Source organism: Streptomyces sp. NPDC012466, assembly GCF_042955215.1.
Lineage (GTDB): Bacteria > Actinomycetota > Actinomycetes > Streptomycetales > Streptomycetaceae > Streptomyces.
Genome location: NZ_JBIBEQ010000011.1, coordinates 56,879 through 75,395 on the forward strand (window position 1 = coordinate 56,879; position 18,517 = coordinate 75,395).

Sequence of the window (18,517 nt, forward strand, 5' to 3'; positions counted from 1 at the left end):
CATGAGCGGTGGGCTTCTCGTCGCCGGCACCACCTCCGACGCGGGCAAGAGCGTCGTGACCGCCGGGATCTGCCGGTGGCTGGTGCGGCAGGGCGTCAAGGTCGCGCCCTTCAAGGCGCAGAACATGTCCCTGAACTCCTTCGTGACGAAGGAGGGGGCCGAGATCGGGCGGGCGCAGGCCATGCAGGCGCAGGCCTGCCGGGTCGAGCCGACCGCGCTGATGAATCCCGTGCTGCTCAAGCCCGGGGGTGAGCAGAGCAGTCAGGTCGTGCTGCTGGGCAAGCCGGTCGGGGAGATGAGTGCGCGCGGCTACCACGGCGGGCGGCAGCAGAGGCTGCTCGGGACGGTGCTGGACTGTCTGGAGCAGTTGCGGGGCACGTATGACGCGGTGATCTGTGAGGGGGCCGGTTCTCCCGCCGAGATCAATCTGCGGCGGACGGACATCGTGAACATGGGGATCGCCCGTAACGCCGGGCTTCCCGTGCTCGTCGTCGGCGACATCGACCGGGGCGGTGTGTTCGCCTCGTTCTTCGGGACCCTGGCGCTGCTGTCGCCCGAGGACCAGCGTTGCGTCGCCGGGTTCCTCGTCAACAAGTTCCGCGGGGACGTCTCCCTGCTGGAGCCGGGCCTGGACATGCTGCAAGGCCTCACCGGGCGGCGTACGTACGGCGTGTTGCCGTTCCGGCACGGGCTCGGCATCGACGAGGAGGACGGGCTTCGGGTGTCCCTGCGGGGAGCGGTGCGGGAGTCCGTCGTCGCCCCGCCGGTCGGGGAGGACGTGCTGCGGGTCGCGGTCTGTGCCGTGCCGCTCATGTCCAACTTCACCGACGTGGACGCGCTGGCCGCCGAACCGGGCGTCGTGGTGCGGTTCGTGGACCGGCCGGAGGAGCTGTCCGACGCCGACCTCGTCATCGTGCCCGGGACCCGGGGAACGGTCCGTGCGCTGGAGTGGCTGCGCGAGCGCGGCCTCGCCGGCGCGCTGGCCCGCAGGGCCGCCGAGCAGCGGCCCGTCCTCGGCATCTGCGGCGGTTTCCAGATCCTCGGCGAGCACATCGAGGACGACGTCGAGAGCCGCAAGGGTCACGTCGACGGGCTCGGGATCCTGCCCGTGCGGGTGCGGTTCGCCCGCGAGAAGACCCTCACCCGGCCGGCGGGCGAGGCCCTCGGCCAGCAGGTCGAGGGCTACGAGATCCACCACGGGGTCGCCGACGTGACCGGCGGGGACCCCTTCCTGGACGGGTGCCGGGTCGGCCAGACCTGGGGCACGCACTGGCACGGCTCACTGGAGTCGGACGGTTTCCGGCGGGCGTTCCTGCGGGAGGTGGCGGCCGCCGCGGGCCGCCGCTTCGTGCCCGCTCCGGACACCTCGTTCGCCGCGCTGCGCGAGGAGCAGCTCGACCGGCTCGGCGATCTGATCGAACAGCACGCGGACACGGACGCGCTGTGGCGGCTCATCGAGTCCGGCGCGCCGCAAGGACTGCCCTTCATTCCACCGGGAGCGCCCGCATGAGCACTGTGTTGTTGTTGTCGACCGCCGACACGGACCTGCTGGCGGCCCGGGCCGCCTCCGGTGCCGACTACCGGATCGGCAACCCCACCCGCGTGGACGTCCGGGAGGAGCTTCCGGCCCTGCTGGACGGAGCCGGCATCGCCGTCGTCCGGCTGCTCGGCGGCAAGCGGGCCTGGGAGGACGGGCTCGCCGCCCTGAAGGCCTCCGGTATCCCCACCGTGCTGCTGGGCGGCGAGGCCGTGCCGGACGCGGAGCTGATGGCCGAGTCGTCCGTCCCGGCCGGTGTCGTGGCCGAGGCGCTGAAGTACCTCGTGGAGGGCGGGCCGGACAACCTCACCGAACTCGCCCGGTTCCTCTCCGACACCGTGCTGCTGACGGGCGAGGGGTTCGTCGAGCCGCGCACGATGCCGGAGTACGGCGTCCACGGCGAGCGCGCCCGGGTGGAGGGCCGGCCGACCGTCGGCGTGCTCTTCTACCGGGCCCACCACCTGAGCGGCAACACCGCCTTCGTCGACACCCTGTGCGAGGCGATCGAGGCGCGGGGCGCCAACGCGCTGCCCGTGTACTGCGGTTCGCTGCGCGGCGCGGACGCGGGGCTGTACGAGATCCTCGGGCAGGCGGACACCCTGGTCGCGACCGTGCTCGCCGCCGGCGGCACCCACGCCTCGCAGGCCTCGGCCGGCGGTGACGAGGAGGCCTGGGACATCGGCGCCCTCGCCGAGCTGAACATCCCCGTGCTGCAGGGCCTGTGTCTGACGTCCTCGCGGCAGGCCTGGGCGGAGTCGGACGCCGCCCTCTCCCCCATGGACGCCGCGATGCAGGTGGCGATCCCGGAGTTCGACGGGCGGCTGATCACCGTGCCGTTCTCCTTCAAGGAGCAGGGCCCGGACGACGTGCCCGTGTACGTCGCCGACCCGGAGCGGGCCGCGCGCGTCGCCGGCATCGCCGTACGGCACGCGCGGCTGAGGCACAAGGAGAACGCCGAGAAGAAGCTGGCTCTGGTCTTCACCGCGTACCCGACCAAGCACTCCCGGGTCGGCAACGCGGTCGGGCTCGACACCCCGGCCTCGGCGGTGCGGGTGCTGGACGCGCTGCGGGACGCCGGGTACGTCGTCGAGGGACATCCGGACGAGGGTGACGAGCTGATCCACCGGCTCATCAACGCCGGCGGGCACGACGTGGAGTGGCTGACGGAGGAGCAGCTGGCCGCCGCGCCCGCGCGGGTGCCGCTGGCCGACTACCGGGCGTGGTTCGAGAAGCTCGACCCGGAGCTGAAGGACGCCATGACGGAGGCGTGGGGCGAGCCGCCGGGCAGCCTCTACGTCGACGGGGACGACATCGTGCTGGCGTCCCTGCAGTTCGGGAACGTCGTCGTGATGATCCAGCCGCCGCGCGGCTTCGGCGAGAACCCGATCGCGATCTACCACGACCCGGACATGCCGCCGTCCCACCACTACATGGCGGCCTACCGGTGGCTGGAGAACAGTTTCGGCGCGGACGCCATCGTCCACATGGGCAAGCACGGCACGATGGAGTGGCTGCCGGGCAAGGGCCTCGGGCTGAGCGGCGGCTGCGCGCCGGACGCGGTCCTCGGGGACCTGCCGCTGATCTACCCGTTCATCGTCAACGACCCCGGCGAGGGCACCCAGGCCAAGCGGCGCGGGCACGCCACGGTCGTCGACCACCTCGTGCCGCCGATGGCCCGCGCCGACACCTACGGCGACCTGGCCAAGCTGGAGCAGCTCCTCGACGAGTACGCGCTCGTCTCGGACCTGGACCCGACGAAGGCCCCCACCGTGCGCGCCCAGATCTGGACGCTGGTCAAGGCGGCCGAACTCCACCACGACCTGCATGTCGACGAGCAGCCGGACGACGAGGCGTTCGACGAGTTCGTCATGCACATCGACGGCTATCTGTGCGAGATCAAGGACGTGCAGATCCGCGACGGTCTGCACATCCTGGGCGGCGGGCCGGTCGGTGAGCCGCGCGTCAACCTCGTGCTGGCCGTGCTGCGCGCCTCGCAGGTGTGGGGCGGGCAGGCCAACGCGCTGCCGGGGCTCAGGGCCTCGCTGGCGCGGCACTTCGGGCTGGTGGAGAAGGAACTGCTGGCCGAGCCGGGCGCTCCGGTGAAGGTGCCCGTCGAGCTGACGGACCTGGTGGACGGCCCGGCCCGCAGCGCCGCCGACGCGATCGACCTGCTGGAGCAGCTGTGCCGGCGGATCGCGGAGGGCATGGAGGAGCGCGGCTGGGCGGTAGCCGAGAGCGCGCCGCTGATCCGGGAGGTCCTCGGCACCGAACTGCCCGAGGCCGTCGCCGTGCTGGAGTTCGCCTGCGCCGAGGTCGTGCCGCGGCTGGAGAAGACCACCGACGAGATCGGGCACATCCTGCGGGCCCTGGAGGGCGGCTACGTCCCGGCCGGACCGTCCGGTTCGCCGACCCGCGGGCTCGTCAACGTCCTGCCGACGGGCCGGAACTTCTACTCCGTCGACCCCAAGGCCATTCCGTCCCGGCTGAGCTGGGAGGTCGGGCAGTCGCTCGCGGACTCGCTGGTGCAGCGGTATCTGCAGGACACCGGCGAGTACCCCACGTCCGTCGGTCTGACGGTGTGGGGCACCTCGGCCATGCGCACCCAGGGCGACGACATCGCCGAGATCCTGGCGCTGCTGGGTTGCCGGCCGGTGTGGGACGACGCCTCGCGGCGCGTGACCGGGTTCGAGGTGATCCCCCTGGCGGAGCTCGGCCGGCCGCGCATCGACGTCACGGTCCGCATCTCGGGATTCTTCCGGGACGCGTTCCCGCACGTGGTGGGCCTGATCGACGACGCCGTCCGCACGGTCGCCGAGCTGGACGAGCCCGCCGAGTCCAACCACGTCAAGGCGCACGCCGACCAGGACACCGCCGAGCACGGCGACCGCCGCCGGGCCACGGCCCGCATCTTCGGCTCCAAGCCGGGGGCGTACGGTGCCGGTCTGCTGCCGCTGATCGACGCCCGCAACTGGCGCTCCGACGCGGACCTCGCCGAGGTGTACGCGGTGTGGGGCGGCTACGCCTACGGCCGCGGGCTCGACGGGCGGGCCGCGCGCGGGGACATGGAGACGGCGTTCAAGCGGATCGCCGTCGCCGCGAAGAACGTCGACACCCGTGAGCACGACCTCGTCGACGCCGACGACTACTTCCAGTACCACGGCGGCATGGTCGCCATGGTCCGCCACCTGACGGGCGCGAGCCCTGAGGCGTACGTCGGTGACTCGGCCACCCCGGACCAGGTGAAGACCCGCACGCTCGGCGAGGAGACGCACCGCGTCTTCCGCGCCCGCGTGGTCAACCCGCGCTGGATGGCGGCCATGCGGCGGCACGGCTACAAGGGCGCCTTCGAGATGGCGGCGACCGTGGACTACCTGTTCGGGTACGACGCCACGGCCGGGGTCGTGGACGACTGGATGTACGAGAAGCTCAGCGCCGAGTACGTCTTCGACCCGGAGAACCGGGACTTCATGAAGAAGTCCAACCCCTGGGCGCTGCGCGGCATCACCGAGCGGCTGCTGGAGGCGGCCGAGCGCGGACTGTGGGCCGAGCCGGACGCTGAGACGCTGGAGCGGCTGCGGGCCACCTATTTGGAACTCGAAGGCGACTTGGAGGGCGACGAGAAGTGACCACCCCCTTTCCGTTCACGGCCGTCGTGGGCCAGGACGACCTGCGGCTCGCGCTGCTGCTGAACGCGGTGTCACCGGCGGTCGGCGGTGTGCTGGTGCGCGGTGAGAAGGGCACGGCCAAGTCGACCGCGGTGCGGGCGCTGGCGGCGCTGCTGCCGGCGGTCCCGGTCGTTCCGGGATGCCGCTTCTCGTGCGATCCCGCCTCCCCCGACCCGGCGTGCCCGGACGGGCCGCACGAGCCCGGCACCGGCGCCGAGCGGCCCGCCCGCATGGTCGAGCTGCCCGTCGGCGCCTCCGAGGACCGGCTGGTGGGCGCGCTGGACATCGAGCGGGCCCTGTCCGAGGGCGTGAAGGCCTTCGAGCCGGGCCTGCTCGCCGACGCGCACCGCGGGATCCTCTACGTCGACGAGGTCAACCTGCTCCACGACCACCTGGTCGACCTGCTGCTGGACGCCGCCGCGATGGGCGCCTCGTACGTCGAGCGCGAGGGCGTCTCCGTGCGGCACGCCGCCCGCTTCCTGCTCGTCGGCACCATGAACCCCGAAGAGGGCGAACTGCGGCCGCAGTTGCTCGACCGGTTCGGGCTGACCGTCGAGGTCGCGGCCTCGCGGGAGCCGGACCAGCGGGTGGAGGTCGTCCGGCGGCGCCTGGCCTACGACGACGACCCCGGCGGTTTCGCCGCGCGCTGGGCCGAGGAGGAGGCCGCCGTACGGGCACGGATCATCGCGGCGCGGGAGCTGCTGCCGTCCGTGCGGCTGGGTGACGGCGCGCTGCGGCAGATCGCGGCGACCTGTGCGGCCTTCGAGGTCGACGGCATGCGCGCGGACATCGTGATGGCGCGGACCGCCACCGCGCTGGCGGCCTGGGCCGGGCGCACGGACGTGCTCGCCGAGGACGTCCGGCAGGCGGCGCTGCTCGCCCTGCCGCACCGGCGGCGGCGCAACCCCTTCGACGCACCGGGGCTCGACGAGGACAAACTGGACGAGACGCTGGAGGAGTTCGGCGGCTCGGACGACGACGATCCGGACCCGGACCCCGGGCCGGACGGACCCGGCGGGGGCGGCGGACAGCCGGAACCCGACGACGCTCCGCAGGGCGACGGCGACACCGGGGCCCGGCCCGAGGCCGGGGAGAACGGGCAGCCGCAGCCCTCGGGGGCCGGCGAGCAGTCGGCCGTACGGGCTTCCGAACCGTTCCGGACGAAGGTGCTGAGCGTGCCCGGGATCGGCGAGGGTGCCGCCGGGCGGCGATCGCGGGCGCGGACCGAGCAGGGGCGGACGACCGGGGCCCGGCGGCCGCGGGGCGCGCTCACCAAGCTGCACCTGGCGGCGACCGTGCAGGCCGCGGCACCCCACCAGCGGGCGCGCGGACGCTCCGGACCGGGCCTGGTCGTGCGCCGGGACGATCTGCGGCAGGCCACCCGTGAGGGGCGCGAGGGCAATCTCGTGCTGTTCGTCGTGGACGCCTCCGGTTCGATGGCGGCGCGGCAGCGGATGAGTGCCGTGAAGGGCGCCGTGCTGTCGCTGCTGCTGGACGCCTACCAGCGGCGCGACAAGGTGGGACTGGTGACCTTCCGGGGGTCGGGCGCGGACGTCGCGCTGCCGCCGACCTCGTCCGTGGACGCGGCGGCGGCCCGCCTGGAGACGCTGCCGACCGGCGGGCGCACACCGCTCGCCGCCGGGCTGCTGCGCGCCCACGACGTGCTGCGCGTGGAGCGGCTGCGCGATCCCGCGCGGCGGCCGCTGGTCGTGGTCGTGACGGACGGACGGGCCACCGGTGGCCCGGAGCCCGTCGCCCTGGCCGGGCGTGCGGCACGGTTGTTCGCGGCCGACGGTGTCGCCTCGGTGGTCGTGGACTGCGAGTCGGGGCCGGTACGGCTGGGGCTCGCCGGGCAGCTCGCCGGTGAACTGGGCGGTACGGCCGTGACATTGGACGAGCTGCGGGCGGACAGCATCGCCGGTCTCGTGAAGGACGTACAGAGGAGGGCCGCGTAATGCCGCAGGGACAGCCGAGTGTGGTGCCGGACGACGGGCTGACGACACGGCAGCGCCGGAACCGTCCGCTGGTCGTCGTGCACACGGGCGTCGGCAAGGGCAAGTCCACCGCCGCCTTCGGGCTCGCGCTGCGGGCCTGGAACCAGGGGTGGCCGATCGGGGTGTTCCAGTTCGTCAAGTCGGCGAAGTGGAAGGTCGGCGAGGAGAACGCGCTGCGGGTGCTGGGGGCGTCCGGGGAGGGCGGGTCCGTCGACTGGCACAAGATGGGCGAGGGCTGGTCCTGGGTGCAGCGCGATGCCCAGATGGACAACGAGGAGAAGGCCCGGGAGGGCTGGGAGCAGGTCAAGCGTGACCTGGCCGCCGAGACGTACAAGCTGTACGTGCTCGACGAGTTCGCCTACCCGATGCACTGGGGGTGGGTGGACACGGACGAGGTGATCTCCGTGCTGCGGGAGCGTCCCGGGACCCAGCACGTCGTCATCACCGGGCGGAACGCGCCCGAAAAACTCGTGGACTTCGCCGATCTCGTGACCGACATGTCCAAGGTCAAGCATCCGATGGACGCGGGCCAGAAGGGCCAGAGGGGCATCGAGTGGTGAGTGCTTCCGTCCCTCGGCTGGTCATCGCCGCGCCCTCCTCGGGCAGCGGCAAGACCACCGTCGCCACGGGGTTGATGGCCGCGTTCGCCGCGCGGGGGCTCGCCGTGTCCCCGCACAAGGTCGGGCCGGACTACATCGACCCCGGGTACCACGCGCTCGCGACCGGGCGGGTGGGACGGAACCTCGACGCGTACCTGTGCGGGCCCGAGCTGGTCGGGCCGCTGTTCCTGCACGGGGCGCGGGGGTGTGACATCGCGGTCGTCGAGGGCGTGATGGGGCTGTACGACGGGGCCGCCGGAGAGGGTGAGCTCGCCTCGACGGCTCATGTCGCCAAGCTGTTGCGGGCGCCGGTGGTGCTGGTCGTCGACGCGTCGTCGCAGTCGCGGTCGGTGGCGGCGCTGGTGCACGGGTTCGCGTCCTGGGACCCGGAGGTGCGGGTCGGGGGCGTGATCTTGAACAAGGTCGCCTCGGACCGGCACGAGGAGTTGCTGCGGGAGGCGCTGGAGCAGGCCGGGGTGCCGGTGCTCGGGGTGTTGCGGCGGGCGGCGCAGGTGGACACGCCGTCGCGGCACCTGGGGCTGGTGCCGGTCGCCGAGCGGCACGCCGCCGCTGTGGAGGCCGTGGCGGCGATGGCGGCACAGGTCTCCGACGGGTGCGATCTGGACGCGCTGGCGGGGCTGGCGCGGAGTGCGGGCGCGTTGTCGTGTGCGGCGTGGGACGCGGCTGAGGTTGTCTCCTCGCCCGCCCACGGCTCCCGGCCACGCGTGGCCGTCGCGGGCGGTGAAGCGTTCACCTTCTCCTACGCCGAGCACACCGAGCTGCTCGCCGCCGCCGGTGCCGAGGTGGTGGCCTTCGATCCGCTGCGGGACGAGGAACTGCCCGAGGACACCGCCGGGTTGGTGATCGGGGGCGGATTCCCCGAGGTGTACGCCGCCGAGCTGTCCGCCAACGTTCGGCTGCGCGAGGCCGTCGCCGCCCTGGCGGAGAGCGGCGCTCCCGTCGCCGCCGAGTGCGCGGGGCTGCTGTACCTGTGCCGGGAGCTGGACGGGCTGCCGATGTGCGGGGTGCTGGACGCCGGGGCGCGGATGACCGAGCGGCTCACTCTGGGCTACCGGGACGCCGTGGCCGTGGGCCACAGTGTGCTCGCGGTGGCCGGGACACGGATGCGGGGACACGAGTTCCACCGGACCGTCGTGGAGCCCGGGTCGGGGACGGAGCCCGCCTGGGGGGTCCGCGGCCCCCGGCCGCGGGTCGAAGGTTTCGTACAGCGCGGTGTGCACGCGAGCTATCTGCACACGCACTGGGCGTCCGAGCCCGGTGTCGCCCGTCGGTTCGTCGAGAGGTGCCGGACGTCATGAGCAGCAGGCTGATCGGAGTCGGGGTAGGGCCCGGGGATCCGGAGCTGGTGACCGTCAAGGGGGTCAACGCCCTGCGGGAGGCCGATGTCGTGGTGGTCCCCGTGATGGACAGCGGGGAGCGTGGCCGGGCCGAGGCGACGGTGTTGCACTACGTGCCCGAGGAGAAGGTCGTGCGGGTCGTGTTCGCGCTGAACGAGCGCAGCGACCGGGGGCGGCGCGAGGCCGCCTGGGACGCGGCCGGGGAACGGGTCGCCGAGTTGCTGCGCCGTCATGCCGCCGTGGCCTTCGCGACCATCGGCGATCCCAACGTGTACTCGACGTTCACGTATCTCGCGCAGACCATCGCCGAGTCGGTGCCGGGGACCGTCGTGGAGACCGTGCCCGGGATCACCGCCATGCAGGACCTCGCCGCCCGGTCGGGTGCCGTGCTGACCGAGGGCACCGAGCCGCTCACGCTCGTGCCCGTCACCGCCGGGGCCGCCGTGCTGAAGGACGCCCTGGCCGGGCCCGGGACCGTGGTCGCCTACAAGTTCGGGCGGCAGGCGCACGAGGTGGCCGAGGCGCTGCGGGAGACCGGGCGGCTCGGCGACGCCGTGTGGGGTTCGGCGCTCGGGCTGCCCGAGGAGTCGGTACGTCCGGCCGCCGAGCTCGGCGACGCGCCCCTGCCCTATCTGTCGACGCTCATCGCACCCGCCCGGCGCGACGGCGGACGGGGCGGGAAGCTCTGACCCGCCCGTCCGCCACCCCACCCCCGCTCAACCCCCTGTACGAGAGGACCCATCCCATGGCCGACGCCCCCGCCGGCAAAGTGACCTTCGTCGGCGCCGGCCCCGGCGCCGCCGACCTGCTGACGTTCCGCGCCGCGCGCGCCATCGCCGAGGCCGACGTGGTGATCTGGGCGGCCAGCCTGGTCCAGGAGGAGGTCCTGGAACACGCCCGCGAGGACGCGGAGATCCTGGACTCGGCGACCATGTCCCTGGAGGACGTCGTCGCCGTGTACCAGCGGGCCCGCGCCGAGGGCCTCAAGGTCGCCCGCATCCACTCCGGCGACCCGGCCCTGTGGGGCGGCACGCAGGAGCAGGTCGACCGCTGTGCCGAGATCGGCATCACGACCGAGATCGTGCCCGGGGTGTCCTCCTTCTCGGCCGTCGCGGCGCTCGCCCAGCGCGAGCTGACCATCCCCGAGGTCGCCCAGTCGGTCGTGCTGACCCGGCTCGGCGGCGGCAAGACGCCCATGCCGCCCGGGGAGGAGGTCCGTGAGTTCGCCAAGCACGGCACCACCATGGCGGTGTTCCTCTCCGCCGCCCGCAGCGGCCAGCTGGTGCGGGAGCTGCTGGAGGGCGGCTACCCGACGACGACCCCGGTCGTGGTGGCGTACCAGGCGACCTGGCCGGAGGAGCTGATCGTGAAGTGCACGATCGGCACGCTGGAGGAGACGGTCAAGGAGCACAAGCTCTGGAAGCACACCCTGTTCCTGGTCGGCCCGGCGCTCGACGCGCACGGCACGCGCTCGCACCTGTACCACCCGGGGCACTTCCACGGCTACCGCAAGGCCGACCCCGAGGCCCGCAGGGCCCTGCGTGAACGGGGTGCCAGTACATGATCACCGTGGTCGGGACCGGCACCGGGGCCCTGGTGGGCGAGGACGTCCTGGCCGGGGCCCGGCTGGTGGTCGGCGGGCAGCGGCACCTGGACGCCGTACGGCTGCCGGAAACGGCCGAGCGGATCGTGCTCGGGCCGCTGGCGCCCGCGCTCGACGCCGTCGAACGGCAGGTCGGCGTGGGCGGCCGGGTCGTCGTGCTGGCGTCCGGGGATCCGGGGTTCTTCGGGATCGTGCGGGTGCTGGCCGAGCGGTTCGGGCCGGAGCGGCTGGAGGTGCGGCCCGGGGTGTCGTCCGTGGCCGCCGCGTTCGCGCGGATCGGGCTGCCCTGGGACGACGCCGTGGTGGTGAGCGCCCATGGGCGGGAGCTGCGAACGGCCGTCAACGTGTGCCGGGCGCAGGCGAAGACGGCTGTGCTGACCGGGCCGGGCGCGGGCCCTGCGGAGCTGGGTGCCGCGTTGCGGGACGCGCCGCGGGTGCTGATCGTGGCCTCCGGGCTCGGCTCGGACGCGGAGCGCGTGGAGCGGGTGACGCCCGCCGAGGCCGCCGCCCGGGACTGGGGCACGGCGGTGAACGTGGTGCTGTGCCTGGACGAGAGGCGCGCCCTCGGGGCCGTGCGGACCGTCGCGGGGCCCGGGGAGCGGCCCGCCGGCTGGGCCCTGGAGGAGGCGGAGTTCGCCCACCGGGACTCGATGATCACCAAGTTCGAGGTGCGGGCGCTGGCCCTGGCCCGGCTGGGGCCGCGTCCGGGTGACCTGGTGTGGGACGTGGGCGCGGGCTCGGGGTCCGTGGCCGTGGAGTGCGCGCGGCTGGGCGCCGCCGTCACCGCCGTGGAGAAGGCCGCGGACGGAGTGGAGCGGGTCCGCGCCAACGCCGCCGCGCACGGTGTGGACGTGCGGGTGGTGCGGGGCGCGGCACCCGAGGCGCTGGCGGATCTCGCCGAGGCTCCGGACGCCGTGTTCGTGGGAGGTGGCGGGCGGGAACTGCCCGCCGTCGTCGCCGCGTGTGCGCGGCGTGCCCGGCGCACGGTGGTCGTCGCCATGGCGGCGCTCGACCGGGTACCGGCCGCGCGCGAGGCCCTGACGAGCGCCGGTCTCACCTGCGACGGCGTGCTGTTGCAGTCGTCGCGGCTCGCGCCGCTGCCCGGGGACGTGACCCGGCTCGCGGCGACCAACCCCGTTTTCCTGCTGTGGGGCGTCCGGCCTCCGGCAGCTGTCGAAGAAGGAGTCGCTCAGTGATCGGCCTCATTTCCGCCACCGCGGCGGGAGCGGCTGCGCGGGACCGGCTGGCCGCGGCGTGGCCGGACCGCACGCGTGTGTACGAGGGTCCCGTCCAGGACGCCGTACGGACCGCGTTCGCGCAGTGCGAGCAGCTCGTGTGCTTCCTGGCGACGGGGGCGGTGGTGCGGCTGGTGGCACCGCTGCTGTCCGGCAAGACCGAGGACCCGGGCGTGGTGTGCGTCGACGAGGGCGGGCGGTTCGCCGTGTCCCTGCTGGGCGGGCACGCGGGCGGGGCCAATGAACTGGCCCGCGAGGTGGGCGAGGTGCTGGGCGCCGAGCCGGTCGTGACGACGGCCACGGACGCCGTGGGCCTGCCGGGCCTGGACACCCTCGGCCTGCCGGTCGAGGGCGATGTCGCCGGGGTGTCGCGGGCCCTGCTGGACGGCGAGGCGGTGGCATTGCGGGCCGAGGTGGTCTGGCCGCTGCCGCCGCTGCCGGTGACGGACGAGGGGCCGTACACCATCCGGCTCACCGACCGGCTCGTGGAGGCGGCCGGGCGGGAGGCGGTGCTGCGGCCGCCGACGCTGGTCGTGGGGGTCGGGGCGTCCAAGGGCGCCCCCGTCGAGGAGGTCCTCGGGCTGGTCGGGGACGCCCTGCGGGAGGCCGGGCTGTCCCTGGCGTCCGTCGCCGAGCTGGCCACCGTCGACGCCAAGGCCGCGGAGCCCGGCATCGTCGAGGCCGCGCGGCGGCTCGGGGTGCCCCTGGTGACGTACTCCGCCGAGGAGCTGGCCGGGGTCGACGTGCCCAACCCGTCCGACGCGCCGCTCGCGGCCGTCGGGACCCCGTCCGTGGCGGAGGCCGCCGCGCTCGTCGGCGGGGGCGAACTGCTCGTCCCCAAGCGGAAGTCTGCGGCGAGCCCGGCGATGGCGACCTGTGCCGTCGTACGGCGGCCTGGGCGCGGGCGGCTCGCGGTGGTCGGGCTCGGGCCGGGCGCCCGGGACCTGCTGACACCGCGCGCGAAGGCCGAACTCCGGCGCGCCCGCGTGCTCGTGGGGCTCGACCAGTACGTCGACCAGATCCGTGACCTGCTGCGGCCCGGCACCCTGATCCTGGAGTCGGGACTCGGGGCCGAGGAGGAGCGGGCGCGCACGGCGGTCGAGGAGGCCCGCAAGGGGCAGGCCGTCGCGCTGATCGGCAGCGGGGACGCGGGCGTCTACGCCATGGCCTCCCCCGCGCTGGCCGAGGCCTCCGACGACATCGACGTGGTCGGCGTGCCCGGCGTGACCGCGGCGCTCGCGGCCGGCGCGATCCTGGGCGCCCCGCTGGGCCACGACCACGTGTCGATCAGCCTGTCCGACCTGCACACACCGTGGGAGGTCATCGAGCGGCGGGTGCGCGCGGCGGCCGAGGCCGACCTCGTGGTCACCTTCTACAACCCGCGGTCGCGCGGCCGCGACTGGCAGCTCCCCAAGGCGCTGGGCATCCTCGCCGAGCACCGGACGCCGACCACACCGGTCGGTGTCGTACGCAACGCCTCGCGGCCGGACGAGTCCAGCCGGCTCACGACGCTGGGGGCTCTCGACCCGGCGACGGTCGACATGATGACGGTCGTGACCGTGGGCAACACGGCGACCAGGGACATCGCGGGGCGCATGGTGACCCCGCGCGGCTACCGCTGGCAGTCGGCGCAGGAGGGTGCCGAGTGAACCGCGTCGTTCATCCGATCGAGGTGGAGTCCTACCGGCGTCTGCGCGCCCGGCTGGACACCTCGCACTTCCCGCCGCTGACCCGGGCGGTCGTGGAGCGGGTCATCCACTCCGCCGCCGACCTCGACTACGCCACCGACCTCGTCATGGACGAGGCCGCCCTGGAGAAGGCGCACGCGGCGCTGCACGCCGGGGCGCCCGTGGTCGTGGACGTGGAGATGGTCGGCGCCGGGATCACCCGGCGGGAGACCGTCTGCCGTCTGAAGGACGCCGAGGCCGGTCCGGGGCTGACCCGGTCCGCGCACGCGATCCGGCTCGCCCACGAGCAGGTCGGCCCCGGCGCCCTCTGGGTGATCGGCAACGCGCCGACCGCGCTGGAGGAACTGCTGACGCTCGACGCCGACCCCGCCCTCGTCATCGGTCTGCCCGTCGGTTTCGTCGGAGCCGTCGAATCGAAGGCCGCGCTGCGCGAGAGCGGACTGCCCGCCGTGAGCAACGTGTCCGAGAAGGGCGGGTCGGCGGTCGCCGCCGCCGCGCTCAACGCCCTGCTGTACCACCCCACTTCCGCCGAGGAGAAACTGTGACCACCCCGCCCGCCCTGCTCATCGCCGGCCACGGCACCCGGGACGACGCCGGAGCGGAGGCGTTCCGCGACTTCGTACGGCGGCTGGGGGCACGGCACCCCGAACTGCCCGTCGCGGGCGGCTTCATCGAACTGTCCCCGCCGCCGCTGGGCGAGGCCGTCACCGAGCTGGTGGAGCAGGGCGTGCGCCGGTTCGCCGCCGTCCCGCTGATGCTGGTGTCCGCCGGGCACGCCAAGGGCGACATCCCGGCGGCCCTGGCCCGCGAGAAGGAGCGGCACCCCGGCATCTCCTACACCTACGGCCGTCCGCTCGGCCCGCATCCGGCGCTGCTGAACGTGCTGGAGCGGCGGCTGGACGAGGCCCTGGGGTCGGCGGGCCGCACGCCCGGGGACCGGGCCGACGTGACGGTGCTGCTGGTCGGGCGCGGCTCCACGGACCCGGACGCCAACGCCGAGGTGCACAAGGCGGCCCGGCTGCTGTGGGAGGGGCGCGGGTACGCCGGTGTCGAGACGGCGTTCGTGTCGCTGGCGGCGCCGGACGTGCCGAGCGGGCTCGACCGCTGCGTGCGGCTGGGCGCCCGCCGGATCGTGGTCCTGCCCTACTTCCTGTTCACGGGAATCCTGCCGGACCGGGTGCGGCACCAGACGGAGGGCTGGGCCGCCGCGCACCCGGAGGTCGAGGTGCTCTCGGCCGACGTCATCGGGCCCGAGCCGGAGCTGCTGGACCTGGTGTGGGAGCGGTACGAGGAGGCCGTCAAGGGCGATCTGCGGATGAACTGCGACTCGTGCGTGTACCGCATCGCGCTGCCCGGTTTCGAGGACAAGGTGGGCATGCCGCAGCAGCCGCACTTCCACCCGGACGACGACGACCACCACCACGGGCACGGTCACGGGCACCACCACCACGGCGCTCACTCGCATGCGCACTGACAGCGGGCACGATCTGCGCCACCACGGCGACGCGGAGGTCCGGGACGACGGCGGCTCGCTCGTCGACCTCGCCGTGAACGTCCGCGCGGACACGCCGCCGGAGTGGCTGCGGGAGCACATCGCCGCGTCGCTCGGCGGCCTGGCCGCCTACCCGGACGGGCGTGCCGCGCGGGCGGCGGTGGCGTCCCGGCACGGGCTGCCCGTGGAGCGGGTGCTGCTGACGGCGGGAGCGGCGGAGGCGTTCGTGCTGCTGGCGCGGGCGCTGAAGGTGCGCCGGCCGGTCGTCGTCCACCCCCAGTTCACGGAGCCCGAGGCGGCGCTGCGGGACGCGGGGCACACGGTCGGCCGGGTGCTGCTGCGGGAGGAGGACGGTTTCCGGCTGGACCCGGCGGCCGTCCCCGAGGACGCGGACCTGGTGGTGATCGGCAACCCGACGAACCCGACGTCGGTGCTGCACCCGGCGGACACGATCGCCGGACTCGCCCGGCCCGGGCGGGTGCTGGTGGTGGACGAGGCGTTCATGGACGCGGTGCCGGGCGAGCGCGAGGCCCTGGCCGGCCGCGTCGACGTGCCCGGCCTCGTGGTGCTGCGCAGTCTGACCAAGACATGGGGGCTGGCCGGGCTGCGGATCGGGTACGTGCTGGCGGCGCCGGAGACCGTCGAGGACCTGGAGCGTGCGCAGCCGCTGTGGCCGGTGTCGACGCCGGCGCTGGCCGCGGCCGAGGCGTGCGTGGGGCCACGGGCGGTGGCGGAGGCGGCCCACGCGGCCCATCGCATCGCCGCGGACCGCGCGCATCTGCTGGCCGGTCTCGCCCGCTTCGCCCCGGCCGGGCTGCGGGTGGCCGGGCCGGCGCAGGGCCCGTTCGTCCTGATCCGCCTGGAGCGGGCGTCCGCGGTACGGCGGCGCCTGCGCGAGCTCGGCTACGCCGTGCGCCGCGGGGACACGTTCCCCGGCCTGGACGAGGAGTGGCTGCGGCTGGCGGTGCGGGACCGCGCCACGACCGACGGGTTCCTGCGGGCGCTGGAGCAGGCGCTGGAGCACTGAGGCCGCCCCGGGTCTCCACGGCATCGGAGTAGGCGAGACCCGGGCACCCGCGGCACGGGAGCACACCCCGCAGCACGTGAGATCGTAGGCACCGGCGAAGCCCCGCCGCATCTGATGGACTGCCCCCTCGAACTCCCGCCGTCGGCCCCGGCCGCGTCGGATCAGCCCCGGCGGCGGGCCAGGATGACCGCTCCCCCGCCCGCCGCGAGCAGGGCGACCGCGGCGCCCACGAGGTACGGCGTGGCCGAGCTGCCGCCCGTCTCGGCCAGGTCCGTCCCGGCGGGCTCTCCCTGCGGCTCGACGTCGGCGGGCGGGGCGGATGGCTCGGCCGGGGGCTGTGCCGCGACCTCGGGCCGGGGAGTTCTGCAGGTGGCCTCCGCCAGGGTGACGGTGCCGTCGACCTCGGCGACGTTCAGCTTCGACGGGTTGACGGACACCTTGAGTTCGAGGGCGGTGGCCGCGGCCGTACGGCCGGTGGTCCGGGTGCTGGAGAGGTCCAGGCGCACGTCGCCGACGCCCGGCACCTCGACGTCCGTCGGACCGCCGGCGGTGAGGGTCACGCGCTTGCCGAGCACGGTCACCGAGCCGGGCAGGGAGGTGGTGGCGACGGGCTTCTTCCCCACCTCGCAGGTGGCCCTGGAGGTGACCTGCTCGACCTCGATCAGCGACAGCAGGGGCAGGCCGGGGACGTGGAGCCGGGCGTGGGCCAGGGTGGTGGTCCCCTCGGCCTTCGTGGCGGTCGCCGTGGCTCCGGCCTCGGCCGCCTCCGCGCGCAGCACGCTGAAGGGCCTGCCTCCGTCCACCGCGTCGAGGGTGGCCGTCAGGGTGGCCTTCTCGGCGCTGCGCGGGGCCTGTACGTCGTTGAGGGAGACGGCGAGGGGGACGTTCACCGACTTGTTCAGCAGGGACACGTCCAGGCCGGTGCGCAGCACGACGGCGCTCGCGCGGCCGTGGTCGCCGGTGGCGTGCGCCGGGCTCACGCCGGTCAGTGCCACGGGCCCGGCGGCGAGGGCCGCGACGGTCGCCAGACGGCGTGCGGGCATGCGGAAGGAAGAGCTGTTCACGGCGGGACTCCAGGAGAGACAGGCTCGGGACCCGGAAAGAATCGCCGCACCGCGCGTACGGCGTCAGCGAACCGACGGCTCTTCACTCCAACGTGGCGAGACCGTGGATCCATTCGAATCCCCCGGCACAGACGTTCCCCGCCGTCACCCTCGCGGCTACCCGACCACGCGCCCGTTCAGCACGACCCGGCGCGGCGACGCCAGGACCCGTACGTCCGCGCGCGGGTCCTCGTCGTAGACGACGAGGTCGGCGGGGGCGCCCTCGTCCAGGCCGGGGCGGCCGAGCCAGGTGCGGGCCGTCCAGGTGCCCGCGGCGAGGGCCTCGACGGGCGGGATGCCGGCGGTGACCAGTTCGGCGACCTCGGCGGCGGCCAGGCCGTGGGCGAGGCCGCCGCCGGCGTCGGTGCCGACGAAGACCGGGATCCCGGCGTCGTAGGCGCCCCGGACGGTGTCGTAGCGGCGTTCGTGGAGCCGGCGCATATGGGCCGACCAGCGCGGGAACCGGGCCTCGCCGCCCTCGGCGAGCCGCGGGAAGGTGGCGATGTTGACCAGGGTCGGCACGATGGCCACGCCCCGCTCGGCGAACAGCGGGATGAGGTCCTCGGTCAGCCCCGTCGCGTGTTCGATGCAGTCGATGCCCGCCTCGACGAGGTCCCGCAGGGAGTCCTCCGCGAAGCAGTGCGCGGTCACGCGGGCTCCCAGGCGGTGGGCCTCGGAGATCGCCGCCTCGACGGCGTCGCGGGGCCAGCACGCCGACAGGTCGCCGAGGTCGCGGTCGATCCAGTCGCCGACCAGCTTGACCCAGCCGTCGCCGCGCCGGGCCTCCTGGGCGACGTAGGCGACCAGGTCCTCCGGCTCGATCTCCCAGGCGTAGTTGCGGATGTAGCGGCGGGTGCGGGCGATGTGCCGCCCGGCACGGATGATCTTCGGCAGGTCCTCGCGGTCGTCGATCCAGCGGGTGTCGGAGGGCGAGCCGGCGTCGCGGATGAGCAGCGTGCCCGCGTCCCGGTCGGTCAGGGCCTGCTTCTCGGCGACGTCCGCGGGGACGGGGCCGTGCCGGTCGAGTCCCACGTGGCAGTGCGCGTCGACGAGGCCGGGCAGGGCCCAGCCGACGACGGTGCGGACGTCGCGGGCGCCGGCGGGACGGTCGTAGGAGACGCGGCCGTCGACCACCCACAGTTCGTCCCGGACGTCCTCGGGCCCGACGAGCACCCGTCCCTTCACGTGCAGCACCGTGCGATCGCTCATGCACCGC

14 protein-coding genes are annotated in these 18,517 nt (G+C 74.3%); 12 read left to right on the forward strand and 2 right to left on the reverse strand.

Annotation, left to right across the window (positions count from 1 at the left end; genetic code table 11):
• Window position 1 precedes the first annotated feature (1 nt).
• The 12 genes from ACFY9E_RS33150 to cobC are packed head-to-tail and all read left to right on the forward strand — an operon-like array spanning window position 2 to window position 16,198.
• On the forward strand, window positions 2-1,510 hold the full coding sequence (locus tag ACFY9E_RS33150) for a cobyric acid synthase (RefSeq protein WP_390990392.1): 1,509 nt from the start codon (window positions 2-4) through the stop codon (window positions 1,508-1,510).
• Window positions 1,507-5,163 carry a cobaltochelatase subunit CobN gene (gene cobN / locus ACFY9E_RS33155; RefSeq protein ID WP_390990394.1) on the forward strand — a complete coding sequence of 1,219 codons (3,657 nt, stop codon included), beginning with the start codon at window positions 1,507-1,509 and terminating at the stop codon, window positions 5,161-5,163. The genes ACFY9E_RS33150 and cobN overlap by 4 nt, the downstream gene beginning before the upstream one ends.
• Window positions 5,160-7,157, forward strand: a complete 1,998-nt coding sequence (locus tag ACFY9E_RS33160) for a putative cobaltochelatase (RefSeq protein WP_390990396.1) — start codon at window positions 5,160-5,162, stop codon at window positions 7,155-7,157. Before cobN ends, ACFY9E_RS33160 begins: the two co-directional genes overlap by 4 nt.
• Window positions 7,157-7,756 carry a cob(I)yrinic acid a,c-diamide adenosyltransferase gene (gene cobO / locus ACFY9E_RS33165; protein WP_361935643.1) on the forward strand — a complete coding sequence of 200 codons (600 nt, stop codon included), beginning with the start codon at window positions 7,157-7,159 and terminating at the stop codon, window positions 7,754-7,756. Before ACFY9E_RS33160 ends, cobO begins: the two co-directional genes overlap by 1 nt.
• On the forward strand, window positions 7,753-9,114 hold the full coding sequence (locus ACFY9E_RS33170) for a cobyrinate a,c-diamide synthase (protein WP_390990398.1): 1,362 nt from the start codon (window positions 7,753-7,755) through the stop codon (window positions 9,112-9,114). The genes cobO and ACFY9E_RS33170 overlap by 4 nt, the downstream gene beginning before the upstream one ends.
• On the forward strand, window positions 9,111-9,842 hold the full coding sequence (gene cobI, locus ACFY9E_RS33175) for a precorrin-2 C(20)-methyltransferase (protein ID WP_390990400.1): 732 nt from the start codon (window positions 9,111-9,113) through the stop codon (window positions 9,840-9,842). The genes ACFY9E_RS33170 and cobI overlap by 4 nt, the downstream gene beginning before the upstream one ends.
• Window positions 9,843-9,898: 56 nt before the next feature.
• The gene (gene cobM / locus ACFY9E_RS33180; protein ID WP_390990403.1) at window positions 9,899-10,717 is read left to right on the forward strand and encodes a precorrin-4 C(11)-methyltransferase; all 819 of its coding nucleotides are present in this window, start codon (window positions 9,899-9,901) and stop codon (window positions 10,715-10,717) included.
• Complete coding sequence (cbiE, locus tag ACFY9E_RS33185; RefSeq protein WP_390990406.1) at window positions 10,714-11,952, forward strand: precorrin-6y C5,15-methyltransferase (decarboxylating) subunit CbiE; 1,239 nt, start codon at window positions 10,714-10,716, stop codon at window positions 11,950-11,952. The genes cobM and cbiE overlap by 4 nt, the downstream gene beginning before the upstream one ends.
• Window positions 11,949-13,640, forward strand: coding sequence for a precorrin-3B C(17)-methyltransferase (cobJ, locus tag ACFY9E_RS33190; protein ID WP_390990408.1), 1,692 nt, complete (start codon window positions 11,949-11,951; stop codon window positions 13,638-13,640). The genes cbiE and cobJ overlap by 4 nt, the downstream gene beginning before the upstream one ends.
• On the forward strand, window positions 13,637-14,224 hold the full coding sequence (locus tag ACFY9E_RS33195) for a precorrin-8X methylmutase (protein WP_390990411.1): 588 nt from the start codon (window positions 13,637-13,639) through the stop codon (window positions 14,222-14,224). Before cobJ ends, ACFY9E_RS33195 begins: the two co-directional genes overlap by 4 nt.
• A complete protein-coding gene (locus tag ACFY9E_RS33200) occupies window positions 14,221-15,153 on the forward strand; it encodes a CbiX/SirB N-terminal domain-containing protein (protein WP_390990414.1) in 933 nt (310 codons plus the stop codon). The genes ACFY9E_RS33195 and ACFY9E_RS33200 overlap by 4 nt, the downstream gene beginning before the upstream one ends.
• The gene (gene cobC, locus ACFY9E_RS33205; protein ID WP_390990416.1) at window positions 15,143-16,198 is read left to right on the forward strand and encodes an Rv2231c family pyridoxal phosphate-dependent protein CobC; all 1,056 of its coding nucleotides are present in this window, start codon (window positions 15,143-15,145) and stop codon (window positions 16,196-16,198) included. The genes ACFY9E_RS33200 and cobC overlap by 11 nt, the downstream gene beginning before the upstream one ends.
• 161 nt (window positions 16,199-16,359) lie before the next feature.
• Here cobC and ACFY9E_RS33210 read toward each other — a convergent pair whose 3' ends face one another.
• A complete protein-coding gene (locus ACFY9E_RS33210; protein WP_390990419.1) occupies window positions 16,360-17,262 on the reverse strand; it encodes an SCO1860 family LAETG-anchored protein in 903 nt (300 codons plus the stop codon).
• Window positions 17,263-17,418: 156 nt separating this feature from the next.
• Window positions 17,419-18,510 (reverse strand): amidohydrolase family protein, encoded by a 1,092-nt coding sequence (locus ACFY9E_RS33215; protein ID WP_390990422.1) that lies wholly within the window; start codon window positions 18,508-18,510, stop codon window positions 17,419-17,421.
• Window positions 18,511-18,517 lie beyond the last annotated feature (7 nt).

Coding starts and splice junctions, on each gene's coding strand:
- cobO (WP_361935643.1), top strand. CDS start 7,157: ATGCCGCAGGGACAGCCGAGTGTGGTGCCGGACGACGGGCTGACGACA.
- cobM (WP_390990403.1), top strand. CDS start 9,899: ATGGCCGACGCCCCCGCCGGCAAAGTGACCTTCGTCGGCGCCGGCCCC.
- cobI (WP_390990400.1), top strand. CDS start 9,111: ATGAGCAGCAGGCTGATCGGAGTCGGGGTAGGGCCCGGGGATCCGGAG.
- cobN (WP_390990394.1), top strand. CDS start 1,507: ATGAGCACTGTGTTGTTGTTGTCGACCGCCGACACGGACCTGCTGGCG.
- cbiE (WP_390990406.1), top strand. CDS start 10,714: ATGATCACCGTGGTCGGGACCGGCACCGGGGCCCTGGTGGGCGAGGAC.
- cobC (WP_390990416.1), top strand. CDS start 15,143: ATGCGCACTGACAGCGGGCACGATCTGCGCCACCACGGCGACGCGGAG.
- ACFY9E_RS33215 (WP_390990422.1), bottom strand. CDS start 18,510: ATGAGCGATCGCACGGTGCTGCACGTGAAGGGACGGGTGCTCGTCGGG.
- ACFY9E_RS33150 (WP_390990392.1), top strand. CDS start 2: ATGAGCGGTGGGCTTCTCGTCGCCGGCACCACCTCCGACGCGGGCAAG.